This is a genomic window from Micromonospora sp. Mcm103 (assembly GCF_024519755.1).
Taxonomy (GTDB): Bacteria; Actinomycetota; Actinomycetes; order Mycobacteriales; family Micromonosporaceae; genus Micromonospora; species Micromonospora aurantiaca.
The window spans coordinates 277,563-293,187 of record NZ_JALJRJ010000002.1; the positions used below are offsets into that span (position 1 = coordinate 277,563).

The following is a 15,625-nucleotide window of genomic DNA, read 5'->3' on the forward strand; positions in this document are numbered from 1 at the left end:
GCAGGGTGCGGTGCGGACCGGTCGCCGATCGGGTCGGCTGACCACCGGGCGCCGCCTCAGGCCGGGCGGAGCCAGAGGACGCCCAGTGGCGGCACGCGCAGCGCCACCGACGCGGGCAGGCCGTGCCACGGCACGTTCTCCGCGTGCACCTCGCCCAGGTTGCCCACGCCGGAACCGCCGTAGTGGTGGGCGTCGGTGTTCAGCGCCTCGGTCCACGGACCTGCTGCCGGCAGGCCGATCCGGTAGTCCTCCAGCGGGGTTGCGGAGAAGTTCGCCACGCACACCAGCGTCTGCCCGTCCGGGGCGATCCGGATGAACGACACCGCGTTGTTGGCGACGTCGTCCCCGGCGATCCAGCGGAAGCCGGCCGGGTCGGTGTCCTGCGCCCACAGCGCCGGGCTGGCCCGGTAGACCCGGTTCAGGTCGGCCACCAGCCGCTGCACGCCGGCGCGGGCCGGATCGTGGGTGAGGTACCAGTCGAGGCCCCGCTCCTCGCTCCACTCCCTGTCGTCGGCCAGTTCGCAGCCCATGAACAGCAGTTGCTTGCCCGGGTGCGCCCACATGTACGCCAGCAGCCCCCGCACCGTCGCCAGCCGCTGCCAGGTGTCGCCGGGCATCTTGCCGGCCAGTGACCCCTTGCCGTGCACCACCTCGTCGTGGCTGATCGGCAGCACGTAGTTCTCGCTCCACGCGTACGCCAGCGAGAACGTGAGCTGATGGTGGTGGTGCTGCCGGTAGATCGGGTCCTTCGAGGTGTAGAGCAGGGTGTCGTGCATCCAGCCCATGTTCCACTTGAACCCGAACCCGAGCCCGCCCTCCGAGGTCGGCTTGGTGACGCCGGGCCACGCCGTGGACTCCTCGGCGATCATCAGTACGCCCGGGTGGTGCCGGTAGACGGTGGCGTTCACCTCCTGGAGGAACGCGATGGCCTCCAGGTTCTCCCGGCCGCCGTGCACGTTCGGCGCCCACTGCCCGTCGGAGCGGGAGTAGTCCAGGTAGAGCATCGAGGCCACCGCGTCCACGCGCAGCCCGTCGATGCGGAACTCGTCCAGCCAGTAGAGCGCGTTGGCGACGAGGAAGTTGCGGACCTCGTTGCGGCCGAAGTCGAAGACGTACGTCCCCCAGTCGGGGTGCTCGCCGCGACGCGGGTCGGGGTGCTCGTACAGCGGGGTGCCGTCGAAGCGCGCGAGCGCCCACTCGTCCTTCGGGAAGTGCGCCGGCACCCAGTCCAGGAGCACGCCGATGCCGGCGGCGTGCAGCCGGTCGACGAGGTGGCGGAAGTCGTCCGGGTCGCCGAAGCGGGCGGTCGGCGCGTAGTAGCCGGTGACCTGGTAGCCCCACGAGCCGCCGAACGGGTGCTCCATCACCGGCAGGAACTCCACGTGGGTGAAGCCCATCTCCAGCACGTACGCGGTGAGCTGCTCGGCCAGCTCCCGGTAGCCGAGGCCGGGCCGCCAGGAGCCCAGGTGCACCTCGTACACGCTCATCGGCTCCTGGTGCGGCGCCTGCCGGGACCGGCGCGCGAGCCAGTCCGCGTCGCCCCACTCGTACCGTGACTCGTGCACCACCGACGCGGTGGCCGGCGGCACCTCGGTGCGCGCGGCCATCGGGTCGGCCTTGTCCCGCCACCGGCCGTCGGCGCCCAGGATGCGGTACTTGTAGCGGCTGCCCACCGGCATGCCGGGCACGAAGATCTCCCACACGCCGCTGGACCCGAGCGACCGCATCGGCCACCCGTCGTCCGGCGCCCAGCCGGTCACGTCGCCGATCAGCCGCACCGCGCGGGCGTTCGGCGCCCAGACGGTGAACGCGACGCCCTCGTCGAACACACGGGCGCCGAGCGCCGCCCAGAGCCGCTCGTGCCGGCCCTCGCCGATCAGGTGCAGGTCGAGGTCGCCGAGCGTGGGCGGATAACGGTACGGGTCGTCGTGCGTGGTGCCGTCCACCTCGACCCGGTAGTCGAGCACCTCACCGGGGAGCACCGCCTCGAAGACACCGGCGTCGTGGACCCGCTTCATCGGGTGCCGTTCGCCGCCGGCGAGCACCGCCACCTCGCCCGCGCCCCGGCGCAGCGTCCGGATCGTGGTGCTCCCGTCGGCCGGATGTGCGCCGAGCACGGCGTGCGGGTCGTGTACCTCGCCGGTGATCAGCTGGTCCATCGGGCGTCGTCCTTGTCGGCCGGTGCGGTCGGGGCGGTGCCGCCGGAGAGGTCGGCGGGTACGTCTTCCACTGTGAGGTCGGGCGCGGCCGGCTGCTCCGGCTCGGCAGCGGTCGGCGCGGCCGGCTGCGTCGGCTCGGGTGCGGCCGGGCGGCGCACGGTGAGCACGTGCGCCGGTTGCAGGTACGGGTCGAGGCGCACCGCGTTGCGCTGTCCCCAGTCGTACTCGGCGCCGGTCAGCTCGTCGCGCACGGTGAACCGCTCGTGCCAGTCCAGGCCGAGCGCCGGCATGTCGAGCGTGGTGTTGCCCCACTGCACCTCGCGGGAGTCGAACGAGCAGACCACGATCACCGTGTTGCCGGTCTCCGGGTCGTGCTTCGACCAGCACAGCAGCGCCGGGTTGTCGATGTCGTGGAACCGCAGGTTGCGCAGCCGGTGCAGGGCGGGGTTGTCCCGGCGTACCCGGTTCAGCGTGGTGATGAACGGCGCGAGCGACCGGCCCTGCGCCAGCGCGGCGTCCCAGTCCCGGGGCCGCAGCTCGTACTTCTCGTTGTCGAGGTACTCCTCTGCGCCCGGCCGCGCCACGTGCTCGAACAGCTCGAACCCGGCGTACATGCCCCAGGAGGGGGACAGCAGCGCCGCCAGCACCGCGCGGATCTTGAACATCGGCGGGCCGCCGTGCTGCAACGACGAGTGCAGGATGTCCGGCGTGTTCGGCCAGAAGTTCGGCCGCATCCAGTCGACCGAGGCGACCAGTTCCTCGCAGTACTCCCGCATCTCGGCCGCCGTCGTACGCCAGGTGAAATAGGTGTACGACTGGGTGAAGCCGACCTTGCCGAGCCCATGCATGATCGCCGGCCGGGTGAACGCCTCGGCCAGGAACAGCACGTCCGGGTCGACCTTCTTGACCTCGGCGATCAGCCAGTGCCAGAAGTCGAACGGCTTCGTGTGCGGGTTGTCCACCCGGAAGATCTTGATGCCCTCGCCGACCCAGTGCAGCACCACCCGCAGCACCTCGGCCCGGATGCCCTCGGGGTCGTTGTCGAAGTTCAGCGGGTAGATGTCCTGGTATTTCTTCGGCGGGTTCTCCGCGTACGCGATGCTGCCGTCGGCCCGGGTGGTAAACCACTCCGGGTGCTCGGTGACCCACGGATGATCCGGCGCGCACTGCAACGCCAGGTCCATCGCCACCTCCAGCCCCTGCTCGGCGGCGGCGACGACGAAGTCGCGGAAGTCCTCCGGCGTACCCAGGTCGGGGTGGATGGCGTCGTGGCCGCCCTCGGCCGCGCCGATCGCCCACGGCGAGCCCACGTCGTCCGGCCCGGCGGTGAGCGCGTTGTTGCGGCCCTTGCGGTTGACCCGGCCGATCGGGTGGATCGGCGGCAGGTAGAGCACGTCGAAACCCATCGCCGCGACACCCGGCAGCCGCTCGATCGCGGTGGCGAACGTGCCGGAACGCGCGGGCGCGTCGACTGTGGCGGGAATCGCGCCCTCGGAGCGGGGGAAGAACTCGTACCAGGCGGAGAAGAGCGCCCGCGGCCGGTCCACCCACAGCGTGCGCTCCTCGCCGGTGGTGACCAGCTCACGCACCGGGTGCGCCCAGAGCAGGTCGGCCAGATCCAGCGCCGCGCTCACCCGCCGCGGCAGGTCCAGGTCGTCGTCGGCCAGGGCCCGCACGGCTTCGCGTACGCGATCCCGGTCGGCCTTCGGCACCAGGTCGAGCGCGGCGGTCAGTACGCGGACGCCCTCGGCCAGGTCGTTCGCCAGCTCGGCCGCGCCCTGGCCGGCGGCGAGCTTCTTGGTGACAGCGTTCTGCCAGGTGAGGTACGGATCTCCGAACGCCTCCACGGCGAAGCGCCACAGGCCCACCGCGTCCGGGCGGATGGTGGCGTGCCAGCGGTCCTGCCCGGGCTCGCCCGGACGCATCCGGGTGAACGGGCGGGCCGCGCCGTCCGGGCCGAGCCAGACCACGTTGCACCCGAGCGCGTCGTGGCCCTCGCGATAGGCCCGTGCCGACACCGGCACGACCTCGCCGACCACCGCCTTGGCCGGGTAGCGACCGCAGGAGACGACGGGGGAGACGTCTTCGATCGGGAACCGTCCAGTCACCCGCTCAACCTACTGCGCGAGATCCTCTCGCGCTCGGTTGCGCGCTGCTTCCACGGCGACGCGCCCGCCCGGGTGGGCGGGCCTGCCGGGTCAGCGCCGGGCCCGCCACGCCTTGGCACGCCGCATGTAGCGCAGCACCCCGGCCGGCCCGGTGGAGACGGGCCAGTCGTCGGTGCGGAAGTAGGCGTCCGAGCCGCCGTCCAGGAAGATCACCGAACCGCAGAGGAAGTCGGCGGCCGGCGACAGCATGAACGCCACCCACTCGCCGACGTCCGCCGGCTTGCCGCGCCCGCCGATCGGCACCGGCAGCCCCTCGACCGCCTCCTTCTCGCCCCGGGCGATCTGCTCCTCCAACAGCGGGGTGGCGATGATGCCGGGGGCCAGGACGTTCACCCGGATGCCGGCGCCGGCCCACTCCGGCGAGATCGCGGCGCGGCGTGCCCACCGCGTCACCGCCAGCTTCGAGCTCGCGTACGCGAACGGCGCCGAGCGCTTGCCGAAGCGCCCCACCACGCGCAGCGCCCGGTCGGCGTCGCGGTCGAGCAGGGCCCGCACGGCGCGCTCCGGCACCATCGGGGTGAGCGTGACGGAGTTCGAGCCGAACACCACGACCTTGCTGTTGCCGGCGGCGGCCAGCGCCGGTCGCCACGCCTCGAGCAGCTCCACCACGCCGAAGAAGTTGACCTGCTGCACGAGCCGGTCCCGGCCGGGGATGCCGCCGAGCCCGGCGGCGCAGACCGCCCCGTCGAGCCGCCCTCCGGCGCGCTCCAGCACCTCGGTGGCCGCCGCCGCGCGCCCGGTCGGCGTGGAGAGGTCGGCGACGACCTCCACGTCCCGCAGGTCCACGCCGACGACTGTGTGCCCGTCGCGCCGCAGCCGCTCGGCGGACGCCCGGCCCATGCCGGAGGCCGCGCCGGTCACCGCGTACGTACCCATGTCGGTTCCTCTCCGCTTCGCCGACTGTCGGTCCGGGTCGGCCCCGTGCGTCCTGCCGGATGCTGGCACGCCGGGCGGCCCCGGGTGCGGCGAAACCGTGCCTATTCCGCCGTCCGGCGGCCCTCGGCCCGGTCGGCGGCGGGGAGCCTGCCCGCCGCGTGCCGCCCGACGACGTAGCCGTAGACCAGGCCCTGGCCGATGGTCGCCCCGGCCCCCGGGTAGGTGCTGCCGAAGGCGTTGGCGGCGGCGTTGCCGATCGCGTACAGCCCGGGGACCGGTGTCCCCGCGTCGGACAGCGCCCGGCCGAGGCCGTCGGCCCGGATCCCACCGCAGGTCCCGAGGTCGGACAGGACGACCCGGACGGCGTACAGGGTGCCGGCCAGGGGCCGCAGGTTCGGGTTTGGCGTCACCGTCGGATCGCCGTAGTAGCGGTCGTACGCGCTGGCGCCACGCGCGAAGTCGTCGTCGACGCCGGTGGCGGCGAGCTGGTTGAACCGCGCCAGGGTGGCGCTCAACGCGTCGGCGTCCACGCCCATCGACCGGGCGAGGTCACCCGGGGCGCCCGCGCGATGCGCGATGCCCGCCGCGTACCAGGACTTCGGCAGCGGGGCGCGGGGGAAGTGCGTGCCGGCGAAGACGTAGCTGTTGCGGTACCGCTGGTCGAAGACCAGCCACATGGCCGGCAGCGCCCCGCCCTCGCGGGCGAGGCCGAGCACCCGCTGCCCGAACGTCATGTAGTCGCAGGACTCGTTGACGAACCGGCGGCCCGTGCCGTCCACCATGAGCGACCCGGGCAGGGAACGCTCGGCGAGGAGCACCGACGGCGCGGCGTCGCCGACCGGCGCGACGGCGGGGAACCACCACGCCTGCTCCATCAGGTCGGTGCCGGCGCCCACCTCCTGGGCGGCGCGGATCCCGTCGCCGGTGTTGCTGTCCGCGCCGAGGCTCCAGTCGCCCAGGTCGCGGTGGTGGTGGACGTGCCGCAGCGGCAGGTCGTGGTCGAAGCCGCCGGTGGCGAGCACGACACCTCGCTCGGCCCGTACGGCGAACGTCGTCTCCCCGTGGCGCAGCTCGGCCCCGACGACCCGGTCTCCCTCGACCAGGAGCCGCTCCAGCGCCGTCTCGGTCCACACCGGGATGCCGGCGCGGCGGACGCCGGCGAACAGGCCGGCGGCGATGGCCTGGCCGCCGGCGGCGTACTCGCGTCCGAGCGCGAGGCCGCCGAGGCCCTGGGCGAGGCGGCTCACGATGCGGGGCAGCGCGCGAACAGGGGTCTTCGCCATCAGGTTGAGCCACTTGTAGTCCGCGCCGGTGACCGGCATGGGCACGGGCGCGGAGAGGACGGCGGGACGCAGCCGCGCGCGGTCGGCACCGAGGACCTTCAGGTCGAGCGGGCGGCACTCGCAGCTACGGCCCTCGGCGGTGCCGCCGGGCAGCTCCGGGTGGTAGTCGGAGTAGCCGCGGGCCCAGAGGAACCGCATCGGGGTGGTCCGCGTGAGCATCTCGATCGTGGCGGTGCCGTGTTCGAGGAAGCTGCGCCAGCGCTGTTCGGGCGCGGAGCCGTCCACGACGGCCTCCAGGTAGGCCGCGCCGCGCTCGGACGTGTCCCCGGAGCCCTCGGCGGCCAGCACCGGATTGGCGGGGATCCAGAAGGCGCCGCCGGAGCGCGCCGTGGAGCCGCCGACCCAGCGCGACTTCTCCACGACCACCACGGAGAGGCCGGCCTCGTGGGCGCTGAGCGCGGCGGCGAGGCCGGTGCCGGAGCCGATCACGACGAGGTCGACCGAGGTCGGCCCGGGCTGCCGGGGTACGGGCATCGGGGAACTCCTTGCTACGGGGCGACGACTTGCTACGGGGCGACGACGGGCCGGGTACCGGCGGCGACGAGCGCCGTCGTCCCCTCGGCGTCCAGGGGGCAGTGGGTGCCGGTGAAGATGCTGGCGGCGCAGAGGTTGCAGTGGGTGCAGCGCGACCGGGTGGTGGCGTCACGGCTGATCTTGTTGATCAGATCCGGCTCCCGGAGCAGGGCGCGGGCCATCGCGACGTACTCGAAGCCGTCGCTCATGGCCGTGCGCATCCCGTCGAGGTCGGTGACGCCGCCGAGCAGGATCAGCGGCATGGACAGCTCGCGGCGGAACTGGAGCGCGAGGTCGCGGAAGTAGAGCGGCTGGTAGGGGTAGTCGCGGAACAGGAACCGGCCGAACGTCTTCATCCCGAGCCGTAGCAGCGGCGGCTGGGGCGCGGCCATCGCCGCGAGCGGGATGTCGCCCCGGAACAGGAACATCGGGTTGAGCAGCGAGGACCCGCCGGTGAGTTCCAGAGCGTCCAGGTGCCCGTCGGCCTCCAGCGTCCGGGCGAACGGAATCGACTCGTCGAGGTCGAAACCGCCGCGTACGCCGTCGCTCATGTTCATCTTGGCGATGACGGCCACGTCGTCTCCGACTGCTTCCTTGACGGCGGCCAGGATCCGGCGCGGGAACTCGGCGCGGTTGGCCAGCGCACCGCCGAACTCGTCGCGGCGCCGGTTGAGCTTCGGCGACAGGAACGATCCGGCGAGGTAGGTGTGGCCCAGGTGCACCTCGACGGCGTCGAAGCCCACCTCGCGCGCCGCCGCGGCGGCGCTGCCGTGTGCGGCCACGACGCGGTGGATGTCGTCGTGCGTCGCGGCGCGGTCGAAGCCCATCGCCAGGGGGTTGAACCGCGCCGACGGGGCCAGCGAGGGCAGCCCGTTCGAGCGGGAGTTGGCCACCGGCCCGGCGTGCCCGATCTGGGCGCTGACCTTGGCGCCGGTGGCGTGCACCGCCTCGGTCAGCCGCCGCAGCCCGGGCAACGCCTCGGGCCGCCAGTAGACCTGGCCCCGTTCGGTACGCCCCTCGGGCGCGACGGCGAGGTAGGCGACAGTCGTCATGCCGACGCCGCCGCGGCCCACAGCGGTGTGGTACTCGATCAGGCGGTCGGTGACCAGGGCGTCCGGGGTCGCCCCCTCGAAGGTGGCGGACTTGACGACCCGGTTGCGCAGGCGAACCGGACCGAGGGTGGCGGGGGCGAGCGGGTCGGGAATCGGGCGCGTGGTGGTCACGGGGCTTCCTCGGGTGTGGTGATGCGGATGTCCAGCAGACGCAGCAGGGCGTCGACGGCGTGGGCCGGCGAGCCGTCGGGGCCGCCGCGGGCCCAGTCGTACAGCGCGGCCTGGGCCGCCTCGCGGTACGCGGTGGCGACGGCGTGGCAGATCGCGCTCGGCGCTCCCGGTCGACGCCGGGCGATCTCCCGGGCGAGGGCCTCGGTCCAGGGCGCGTAGGCGCGGGCGGAGGCGTCCGCCAGTTCGGGTTCCTCGGCGACGACCCGCATCCAGTACCCGCCCGCGCTGAGCACGAGCGCGTCGTCGGAGACGGAGGCGACCACGGCGGCGCGCAGCGCGTCGGACAGCGGGACGTCGAGGGGCAGCGCGCGGAACGTCTCGGTCAGCCGCCGCGTGGCGGCGGGCACCCCCACCCAGGCGAGGGCGGCCTTGGACGGGAAGTGCCGCATCAGGGTGCGGGCGCTGATCCCGGTGGCCGCGGAGAGGTCGTCCCAGCCGGTGGCGCCGTAGCCGCGCTCCGCCCAGAGCCGCAGGGCCGCGGTGCCGACCGCTTCGGGATCGAGCACCGTGGGCCGGCCACGTCGGCGCCGCGCGGGCGGGTTGTCCGAGGCCATGCGGCCAGTGAAGCATTTTTGTCGGGAAGCGTCAATAATCGGCGACCGCCCGGCGACGTGACCGCGCGCTCCGCCTCTAGCCCGTCCGCTGCGCGACGAACACGAACTCCCGATCGGGGCGATCAGGCGCCTGCCGCACGTCGAGCACCCGGTATCCGGCGGCGGTCAGGCTCGACTCGACGTCGTCGCGGTCGCGGAACCGCAGCGTCGAGTCCGACGTGACCACCGTCCCGTCGGGCAGGAACCGGTAGGTGAAGCGGAAGGAGACGAACGGCAGGTCGATCGCGGTGACCCGGAAACGCCGTTCCACCCGCCCGACGCCCGGGACGGATCGGATGACCGGGCCGGTGTCCGTCGCCCACTCCTCCCAGGCGCGATGGTCGGGACGCCGGGTCTCGAAGACGAGATGCCCCTGCGGTCGGAGCGCGGCGTGGATGCTCTGGAGCGTCCGTCCCCAGTCGGCGTCGGTCAGGAAGACCTGCGCCACGTTCCCGGTCATCGTGGCCAGGTCGGCGCTGAGCGCGGGCAGCGCCGTGGCGTCGCCGTGGATCCAGTGGACCGCGCCGGCCACGTCCTTGGCCCGCGCGACGTCGAGGGACGCCCCGGCCGGGTCGACGCCGACGACCGCGTACCCGTGCCGGGCCAGCAGGACCGCCAGCGACCCGGTCCCGCAGCCCACGTCGAGCACCGTGCGCGCGCCCAGCTCACTGGCGAGCGTCACGTAGGCGGCCAGGTCGTCCCGGTCGGGGTCGAAGGCGTCGTAGACCGGCGCGAGACGCGGATGGGCGAAGATCGCATCGGGCATCCGGCGACCCTACCCAGGCTTGTGACACGTATCATCTGTATTACGTGACCGGAGGACCGCGATGAGGTTGAACAGCAAGGGGCAGGTGACCATCCCGGCTGAGCTGCGCGCTCGGCTCAATCTGCACGAGGGCGACGAGGTGGACGTGATCGAGGAGGGCGGTGCCCTACGCATCGTGCGCGTCGATGACGCGGAAACCCGTGGGCGACGCCTGGTCCGACACATGCGTGGGCGCGGCGCTGCTCGAGAAGTCGAGGGCATGTCGACGGACGAGCTGATGGAACTGCTCCGTGGCGAGTGAGCGGGTCCGGGCCGTGGCAGGCCGAGCCACCGACACGGTCGCGACCCTCGTCGACACGAATGTCCTGTTGGACATCTTCACCGACGACCCGAAGTGGGCGGACTGGTCCGGCGACGCCCTGGCCGCTTCTCGTGATGCCGGCCTTCTGGTGATCAACCCGATCGTCTACGCGGAGGTGTCCGTGCGCTTCGCGCGCGTGGAGGACCTCGACGACGCGCTGCCGGCCGCCGACTTCCTTCGCGAGGAACTGCCCTACCCGGCCGGTTTCCTGGCCGGCAAGGCGTACGTGCGGTACCGGTCGCGTGGGGGTGCCAAGCGTTCGCCGATCGCCGACTTCTACATCGGCGCTCACGCAGCGGTCTGCCACTACCGTCTGCTGACCCGCGACAGCAGCCGCTACCGCAGCTACTTTCCCGGACTGACCTTGATCGCACCCGACGACTGACCTCCTTGCACCCCCACCGAGCGGTACACCTCGAGCGTCTGACGGGCGATCGCGTCCCAGGAGAAGTGCTCCACCGCCCGCCGCCGCCCAGCCGCCCCGAACGCCGCGATCCGGTCCGGGTCGGCCAGTAGCTCGTTCATGCGCGCGGCCAGGTCGGCCACGAAACGCTCCGGGTCCAGCGGCGTGCCGGAGCCGTCGCCGGCCTGCTCGATCGGCACCAGCAGCCCGGTCTCGCCGTCGGCCACCACCTCCGGGATGCCGCCCGTGGCAGTCGCCACCACTGCGGTCTCGCAGGCCATCGCCTCCAGGTTGACGATGCCCATCGGCTCGTAGACGGACGGGCAGGCGAAGACCGTGGCGTGGGTGAGCACCTGGATCACCTCGTGCTTGGGCAGCATCGCCGCCACCCAGATCACCCCGGACCGGGTGGCCCGCAGCTCCGCCACGAGACCCTCCACCTCGGCTGCGATCTCCGGGGTGTCCGGCGCGCCGGCGAGCAGCACCAGCTGGGTGTCTGCGGGCAGTTCCCGGGCCGCCCGCAGCAGGTACGGCAGGCCCTTCTGCCGGGTGATCCGCCCGACGTAGACCACGCTGGGCCGCGCCGGGTCGATGCCGAGCCGGTCGAGCACGTCGGTGCCCGGGTCCGGGGCGTACTGCGCGGTGTCGATGCCGTTGTAGACCACGCGTACCCGGTCGGGGTTCACCGCCGGGTACGCGGTGAGCACGTCGCGCCGCATGCCCGCGCTCACCGCGATGATCGCGTCGGCCGCCTCGAACGCGGTCCGCTCGCACCAGGAGGAGAGCGCGTACCCGCCGCCGAGCTGCTCGGCCTTCCACGGCCGCAGCGGCTCCAGGCTGTGCGCGGTCACCACGTGCGGCACCCCGTGCAGCAGCTTCGCGGTGTGCCCGGCCAGGTTGGCGTACCAGGTGTGGCTGTGCACCACGTCGGTGCCGGCGGTCCCGGCGGCCATCTCCAGGTCGACGCCCATGACGCGCAGCGCGGCGTTGGCGCCGGCGAGCGCGGCCGGCTCGGCGTACGCGGTGACGCCCTTCTCGTCGCGCGGCGCGCCGAAGCAGTGCACCCGCACGTCGGCGAGGCGGCGCAGCTCACGGGCGAGGTATTCCACGTGCACACCGGCGCCGCCGTACACCTCCGGCGGGTACTCGCGGGTGAGCAGGTCGACGCGCATCGGTGCCATGCCCGCACCCTAGTGCAGAGCGCCACGTCGCACGCGGTGGCAAGTGTGGGCGTCCGAGTGGTGAAGTCGGGTCCGGGTCGTTAGCGTCTGAGCATGGCTGCCAAGGTGCTCGCGATCGTCCTGGCCGGCGGGGAGGGCAAGCGCCTGATGCCCCTGACGACCGACCGGGCGAAGCCCGCCGTCCCCTTCGGCGGGATGTACCGCATGGTCGACTTCGTCCTGTCCAACCTGGCGAACGCCGGCTTCCTCAAGATCGTGGTGCTGACCCAGTACAAGTCGCACTCGCTGGACCGCCACATCACCAAGACCTGGCGGATGTCGACGCTGCTCGGCAACTACGTCACGCCGGTGCCCGCGCAGCAGCGCCGCGGCCCGTGGTGGTTCGCCGGCTCGGCCGACGCGATCTACCAGAGCTTCAACCTCATCAACGACGAGCAGCCCGACTACGTGATCGTCTTCGGCGCCGACCACATCTACCGGATGGACCCCCGGCAGATGGTCGACGACCACATCGCCTCCGGGGCCGCGGTGACAGTCGCGGGCATCCGGCAGCCGCTCGCGATGGCCGACCAGTTCGGCGTGATCGAGGTCGGCGAGGACGGCAAGCGGATCCGCGCGTTCCGGGAGAAGCCCACCGACGCGGTAGGGCTGCCCGACGCGCCGGACGAGATCTACGCCTCGATGGGCAACTACGTGTTCACCACCCGGGCGCTGTGCGAGGCGGTCGAGCGCGACGCGGCGGACAAGACGAGCAAGCACGACATGGGTGGCAGCATCATCCCGATGCTCGTCGAGCGCGGCGAGGCCAACGTCTACGACTTCAAGGACAACGAGGTGCCCGGCAGCACCGACCGCGACCGCGGCTACTGGCGGGACGTGGGGACGCTCGACTCGTTCTACGACGCGCACATGGACCTGATCAACGTGCACCCGGTGTTCAACCTCTACAACTTCGAGTGGCCCATCTACACCGAGCAGCCGCCGTACCCGCCGGCCAAGTTCGTGCACGCCTGGGGCGAGCGCGTGGGCCGCGCGGTCAGCTCGATGGTGTCGCCCGGCTCGGTGATCTCCGGCTCGCTGGTGGAGAACTCGATCGTGGCGCCGAAGGTGAAGGTGCACTCCTGGGCGCACGTCGACGGCGCCGTGCTGATGGAGGGTGTCCAGATCGGCCGCCACGCGGTCGTCCGGCGCGCGATCCTGGACAAGAACGTCCACGTCCCGGAGGGCGCCGAGATCGGCGTCGACCTGGAGAAGGACCGCCAGCGCTACACCGTGTCCGACAACGGCATCGTCGTCATCGGCAAGGGCCAGCGCGTCGAGCCCTGAGCAGTCCCCACCGCATCACCGAGGAGGATCCCGCAGTGGCCCACCCCCGTGCCGGCCGGCCCGCCCAGCCCGACGACCTGGTCGACGTGCCCCGGCTGGTCACCGCCTACTACGCCGAGCACCCGGACCCGGACGACCCGGCGCAGCAGGTCTCCTTCGGCACCTCCGGGCACCGCGGGTCCAGCCTGCGCAACGCCTTCAACTCCGACCACATCCTCGCCGTCACCCAGGCGCTCTGCGACTACCGCCGCGAGCAGGGCCTCTCCGGGCCGCTGTTCCTCGGCCGGGACACCCACGCGCTCTCCGCGCCCGCCGAGGCCGACGCGCTGGAGGTCCTCGCCGCCAACGACGTCACCGTGCTGCGCGACAGCCGCGACGGCTACACCCCGACGCCCGCCGTCTCGCACGCCATCCTCACCCACAACCGGGGGCGCACCAGCGGCCTCGCCGACGGCATCGTCATCACCCCGTCGCACAACCCGCCGTCCGACGGCGGGTTCAAGTACAACCCCACCCACGGCGGGCCCGCCGACACCGACGCCACGAAGTGGATCCAGGACCGCGCGAACGCCATCCTCGCCGCCGGGCTCAAGGAGGTGAAACGCATCCCGTACGCGCGGGCGCGCGCCGCCGAGACCACCGGGGAGTACGACTTCCTCGCCCGGTACGTCGACGACCTGCCCGCCGCGCTGGACATCGACGCGATCCGCGACGCCGGGGTGCGCATCGGCGCGGACCCGATGGGCGGGGCGAGCGTGGCGTACTGGGGTGAGATCGCCGAACGGCACCGCCTCGACCTCACCGTGATCAACCCGCTCGTGGACCCGACCTGGCGGTTCATGACGCTCGACGGCGACGGCAAGATCCGGATGGACTGCTCCTCGCCGAACGCGATGGCCTCGCTGATCGCCGCCCGGGACGACTACGCGGTCTCCACCGGCAACGACGCCGACGCCGACCGGCACGGCATCGTCACGCCCGACGGCGGCCTGATGAACCCCAACCACTACCTGGCCGTGGCGATCGGCCACCTGTTCCGTACCCGGGAGCAGTGGGGCCCGGCCGCGGCGGTGGGCAAGACGCTCGTCTCCTCCTCGATGATCGACCGGGTCGCGGCCGACCTCGGCCGGCCGCTGCTGGAGGTGCCGGTCGGGTTCAAGTGGTTCGTGCCCGGCCTGCTCGACGGCACCGTCGGCTTCGGCGGCGAGGAGAGCGCCGGCGCGTCGTTCCTGCGCCGCGACGGCGGCACCTGGACCACCGACAAGGACGGCATCCTGCTCTGCCTGCTCGCCGCCGAGATCATCGCCACCACCGGCCGTACGCCCAGCGAGCACTGGGCCGAGCTGGCCGACCGCTTCGGCGCGCCCGCGTACGCCCGGATCGACGCGCCTGCCGACCGGGCGCAGAAGGCCGTCCTGGCGAAGCTGTCGCCGGAGCAGGTCACCGCCACCGAGCTGGCGGGTGAGCCGATCACCGCGATCCTCACCACCGCGCCCGGCAACGGCGCCGCGATCGGCGGGCTCAAGGTGACCACCGAGTCGGGCTGGTTCGCCGCCCGCCCGTCCGGCACCGAGGACGTCTACAAGATCTACGCCGAGTCGTTCCAGGGCCCGGAGCACCTGGCCCGGATCCAGGAGGAGGCCAAGGCGCTGGTCGACGGCGTGCTCGCCACCGCCTGACCCGGCTCAGCGGGGCGGGGGCAGCTCCCGGCGGTTGAGTTGCTCCCGCAACCCGTCCGGCAATAGCTCCCGCAGCTGGTCCGGGAGCAGCGGCAGGTCCAGCAGGCTCAGTTTGAGCTGGTTGCGCTCCTGGTAGCGGCGCGGGTCGAGGCGGACCACCCGGCCGGCGTCCTTGACGTACCGGATGTGCACCGAGCCCTCGGTCGCCGCCTGCCGGATCAGCAGGCCGTCCATCTCCACCGCCACCGGCGCCGAGTCCGCCCGCAACTCCAGGTGCACCGTCTCGTGCGCGGAGAGCAGCACCGAGCGGGAGATCCCGGCCATCGGCGCGGACGGCGTCACCACCATCGCCTCAGTGGCCGGTGAGATCAGTGGCCCGCCCGCGGCATAGCTGTACGCGGTCGAGCCGGTCGGCGTGCTCACCACCAGCGCGTCGCAGCGGTAGTAGCCGTACCGCTGGCCGTCCACCGCCAGGGTGGCCGTGACGAACCCGGCGCCGGGCTGCCGGACCAGGGCGATGTCGTTGAACGCCACCACGTCGTCGCCGCAGACGTCGCAGGCCAGGCAGGCGTGCGACTCGACGGTGAAGTCGTGCTCCACCAGCCGCTCCAGCGCCCGGGGCAGATCCGGCGGTTCCACCTCGACCAGGAAGCCGACCCGGCCCAGATGTACGCCGAGCACCGGCTTCGGGTCGCGGACGGCCATCCGCAGCGCGCCGAGCATGGTGCCGTCGCCGCCGATGCTGATCAGCGCGTCGCAGCGGTCGGCCAGCCCGTCCGCCGCGATCGCCTCCACCGCCGCCGGTACGCGGGCGCGGTCCTCGGCGCGTACCGCGAGGGTGATCCGGTGCCGGGCCGCCCAGTCCGCGACGATCCCCACCACCTCGGAGACGTCCCGGGTGGGATGCAGCACCAGCCCCAGCACATCTCCCGCCACCGCTACAGCTCATCACAGCGGCGTGCCACCCGCCGGGC

General features: G+C 72.7%; 13 protein-coding genes. 4 read left to right on the plus strand and 9 right to left on the minus strand.

Going from position 1 to position 15,625, the window contains the following annotated elements; all coding sequences use genetic code 11:
- Positions 1-56 precede the first annotated feature (56 nt).
- The 7 genes from glgB to OC439_RS03900 all read right to left on the minus strand — a co-directional run bounded on the left by glgB (position 57) and on the right by OC439_RS03900 (position 9,701).
- Entirely contained in the window at positions 57-2,159 is a 2,103-nt protein-coding gene (gene glgB, locus OC439_RS03870; protein ID WP_262012222.1) for a 1,4-alpha-glucan branching protein GlgB, read from the minus strand.
- Positions 2,147-4,267, minus strand: coding sequence for an alpha-1,4-glucan--maltose-1-phosphate maltosyltransferase (locus OC439_RS03875; protein WP_262012223.1), 2,121 nt, complete (start codon positions 4,265-4,267; stop codon positions 2,147-2,149). Before OC439_RS03875 ends, glgB begins: the two co-directional genes overlap by 13 nt.
- A gap of 90 nt (positions 4,268-4,357) precedes the next feature.
- Positions 4,358-5,203, minus strand: a complete 846-nt coding sequence (locus OC439_RS03880; protein ID WP_262012224.1) for an SDR family oxidoreductase — start codon at positions 5,201-5,203, stop codon at positions 4,358-4,360.
- Positions 5,204-5,304: 101 nt separating this feature from the next.
- Complete coding sequence (locus tag OC439_RS03885; protein ID WP_262012225.1) at positions 5,305-7,020, minus strand: 3-ketosteroid-delta-1-dehydrogenase; 1,716 nt, start codon at positions 7,018-7,020, stop codon at positions 5,305-5,307.
- A 32-nt stretch (positions 7,021-7,052) separates the two neighbouring features.
- Entirely contained in the window at positions 7,053-8,282 is a 1,230-nt protein-coding gene (locus OC439_RS03890) for an NADH:flavin oxidoreductase (RefSeq protein WP_262012226.1), read from the minus strand.
- Positions 8,279-8,896 carry a TetR/AcrR family transcriptional regulator gene (locus OC439_RS03895; RefSeq protein WP_262012227.1) on the minus strand — a complete coding sequence of 206 codons (618 nt, stop codon included), beginning with the start codon at positions 8,894-8,896 and terminating at the stop codon, positions 8,279-8,281. Before OC439_RS03895 ends, OC439_RS03890 begins: the two co-directional genes overlap by 4 nt.
- Before the next feature lie 76 nt (positions 8,897-8,972).
- Complete coding sequence (locus OC439_RS03900) at positions 8,973-9,701, minus strand: class I SAM-dependent methyltransferase (protein WP_262012228.1); 729 nt, start codon at positions 9,699-9,701, stop codon at positions 8,973-8,975.
- A gap of 61 nt (positions 9,702-9,762) precedes the next feature.
- Between OC439_RS03900 and OC439_RS03905 the strand changes: the two genes are divergently transcribed.
- Positions 9,763-10,002, plus strand: coding sequence for an AbrB/MazE/SpoVT family DNA-binding domain-containing protein (locus OC439_RS03905; protein WP_262012229.1), 240 nt, complete (start codon positions 9,763-9,765; stop codon positions 10,000-10,002).
- Positions 9,992-10,447: a type II toxin-antitoxin system VapC family toxin gene (locus tag OC439_RS03910; protein ID WP_262012230.1), complete on the plus strand. Its 456-nt coding sequence runs from the start codon at positions 9,992-9,994 to the stop codon at positions 10,445-10,447. The genes OC439_RS03905 and OC439_RS03910 overlap by 11 nt, the downstream gene beginning before the upstream one ends.
- On the opposite strand, the gene glgA is transcribed toward OC439_RS03910, so the two are convergent.
- Positions 10,408-11,637 carry a glycogen synthase gene (gene glgA, locus OC439_RS03915; RefSeq protein ID WP_410054888.1) on the minus strand — a complete coding sequence of 410 codons (1,230 nt, stop codon included), beginning with the start codon at positions 11,635-11,637 and terminating at the stop codon, positions 10,408-10,410. The genes OC439_RS03910 and glgA overlap by 40 nt on opposite strands.
- Positions 11,638-11,739: 102 nt before the next feature.
- Here glgA and glgC point away from each other — a divergent pair, with 102 nt between their 5' ends.
- Both glgC and pgm read left to right on the plus strand, forming a co-directional pair.
- Positions 11,740-12,972 carry a glucose-1-phosphate adenylyltransferase gene (glgC, locus tag OC439_RS03920; RefSeq protein ID WP_262012232.1) on the plus strand — a complete coding sequence of 411 codons (1,233 nt, stop codon included), beginning with the start codon at positions 11,740-11,742 and terminating at the stop codon, positions 12,970-12,972.
- 35 nt (positions 12,973-13,007) lie between these two features.
- Positions 13,008-14,651 (plus strand): phosphoglucomutase (alpha-D-glucose-1,6-bisphosphate-dependent), encoded by a 1,644-nt coding sequence (gene pgm, locus OC439_RS03925; RefSeq protein ID WP_262012233.1) that lies wholly within the window; start codon positions 13,008-13,010, stop codon positions 14,649-14,651.
- A gap of 6 nt (positions 14,652-14,657) precedes the next feature.
- On the opposite strand, the gene OC439_RS03930 is transcribed toward pgm, so the two are convergent.
- Positions 14,658-15,587, minus strand: a complete 930-nt coding sequence (locus OC439_RS03930; RefSeq protein WP_262012234.1) for an NAD(+)/NADH kinase — start codon at positions 15,585-15,587, stop codon at positions 14,658-14,660.
- Positions 15,588-15,625: the final 38 nt, after the last annotated feature.

What these genes read in the sequence shown, in the direction of transcription:
- glgB (WP_262012222.1), bottom strand. Translation starts at nt 2,159, where the DNA reads ATGGACCAGCTGATCACCGGCGAGGTACACGACCCGCACGCCGTGCTC.
- OC439_RS03900 (WP_262012228.1), bottom strand. Translation starts at nt 9,701, where the DNA reads ATGCCCGATGCGATCTTCGCCCATCCGCGTCTCGCGCCGGTCTACGAC.
- OC439_RS03895 (WP_262012227.1), bottom strand. Translation starts at nt 8,896, where the DNA reads ATGGCCTCGGACAACCCGCCCGCGCGGCGCCGACGTGGCCGGCCCACG.
- OC439_RS03885 (WP_262012225.1), bottom strand. Translation starts at nt 7,020, where the DNA reads ATGCCCGTACCCCGGCAGCCCGGGCCGACCTCGGTCGACCTCGTCGTG.
- OC439_RS03880 (WP_262012224.1), bottom strand. Translation starts at nt 5,203, where the DNA reads ATGGGTACGTACGCGGTGACCGGCGCGGCCTCCGGCATGGGCCGGGCG.
- glgA (WP_410054888.1), bottom strand. Translation starts at nt 11,637, where the DNA reads ATGCGCGTCGACCTGCTCACCCGCGAGTACCCGCCGGAGGTGTACGGC.
- OC439_RS03905 (WP_262012229.1), top strand. Translation starts at nt 9,763, where the DNA reads ATGAGGTTGAACAGCAAGGGGCAGGTGACCATCCCGGCTGAGCTGCGC.
- glgC (WP_262012232.1), top strand. Translation starts at nt 11,740, where the DNA reads ATGGCTGCCAAGGTGCTCGCGATCGTCCTGGCCGGCGGGGAGGGCAAG.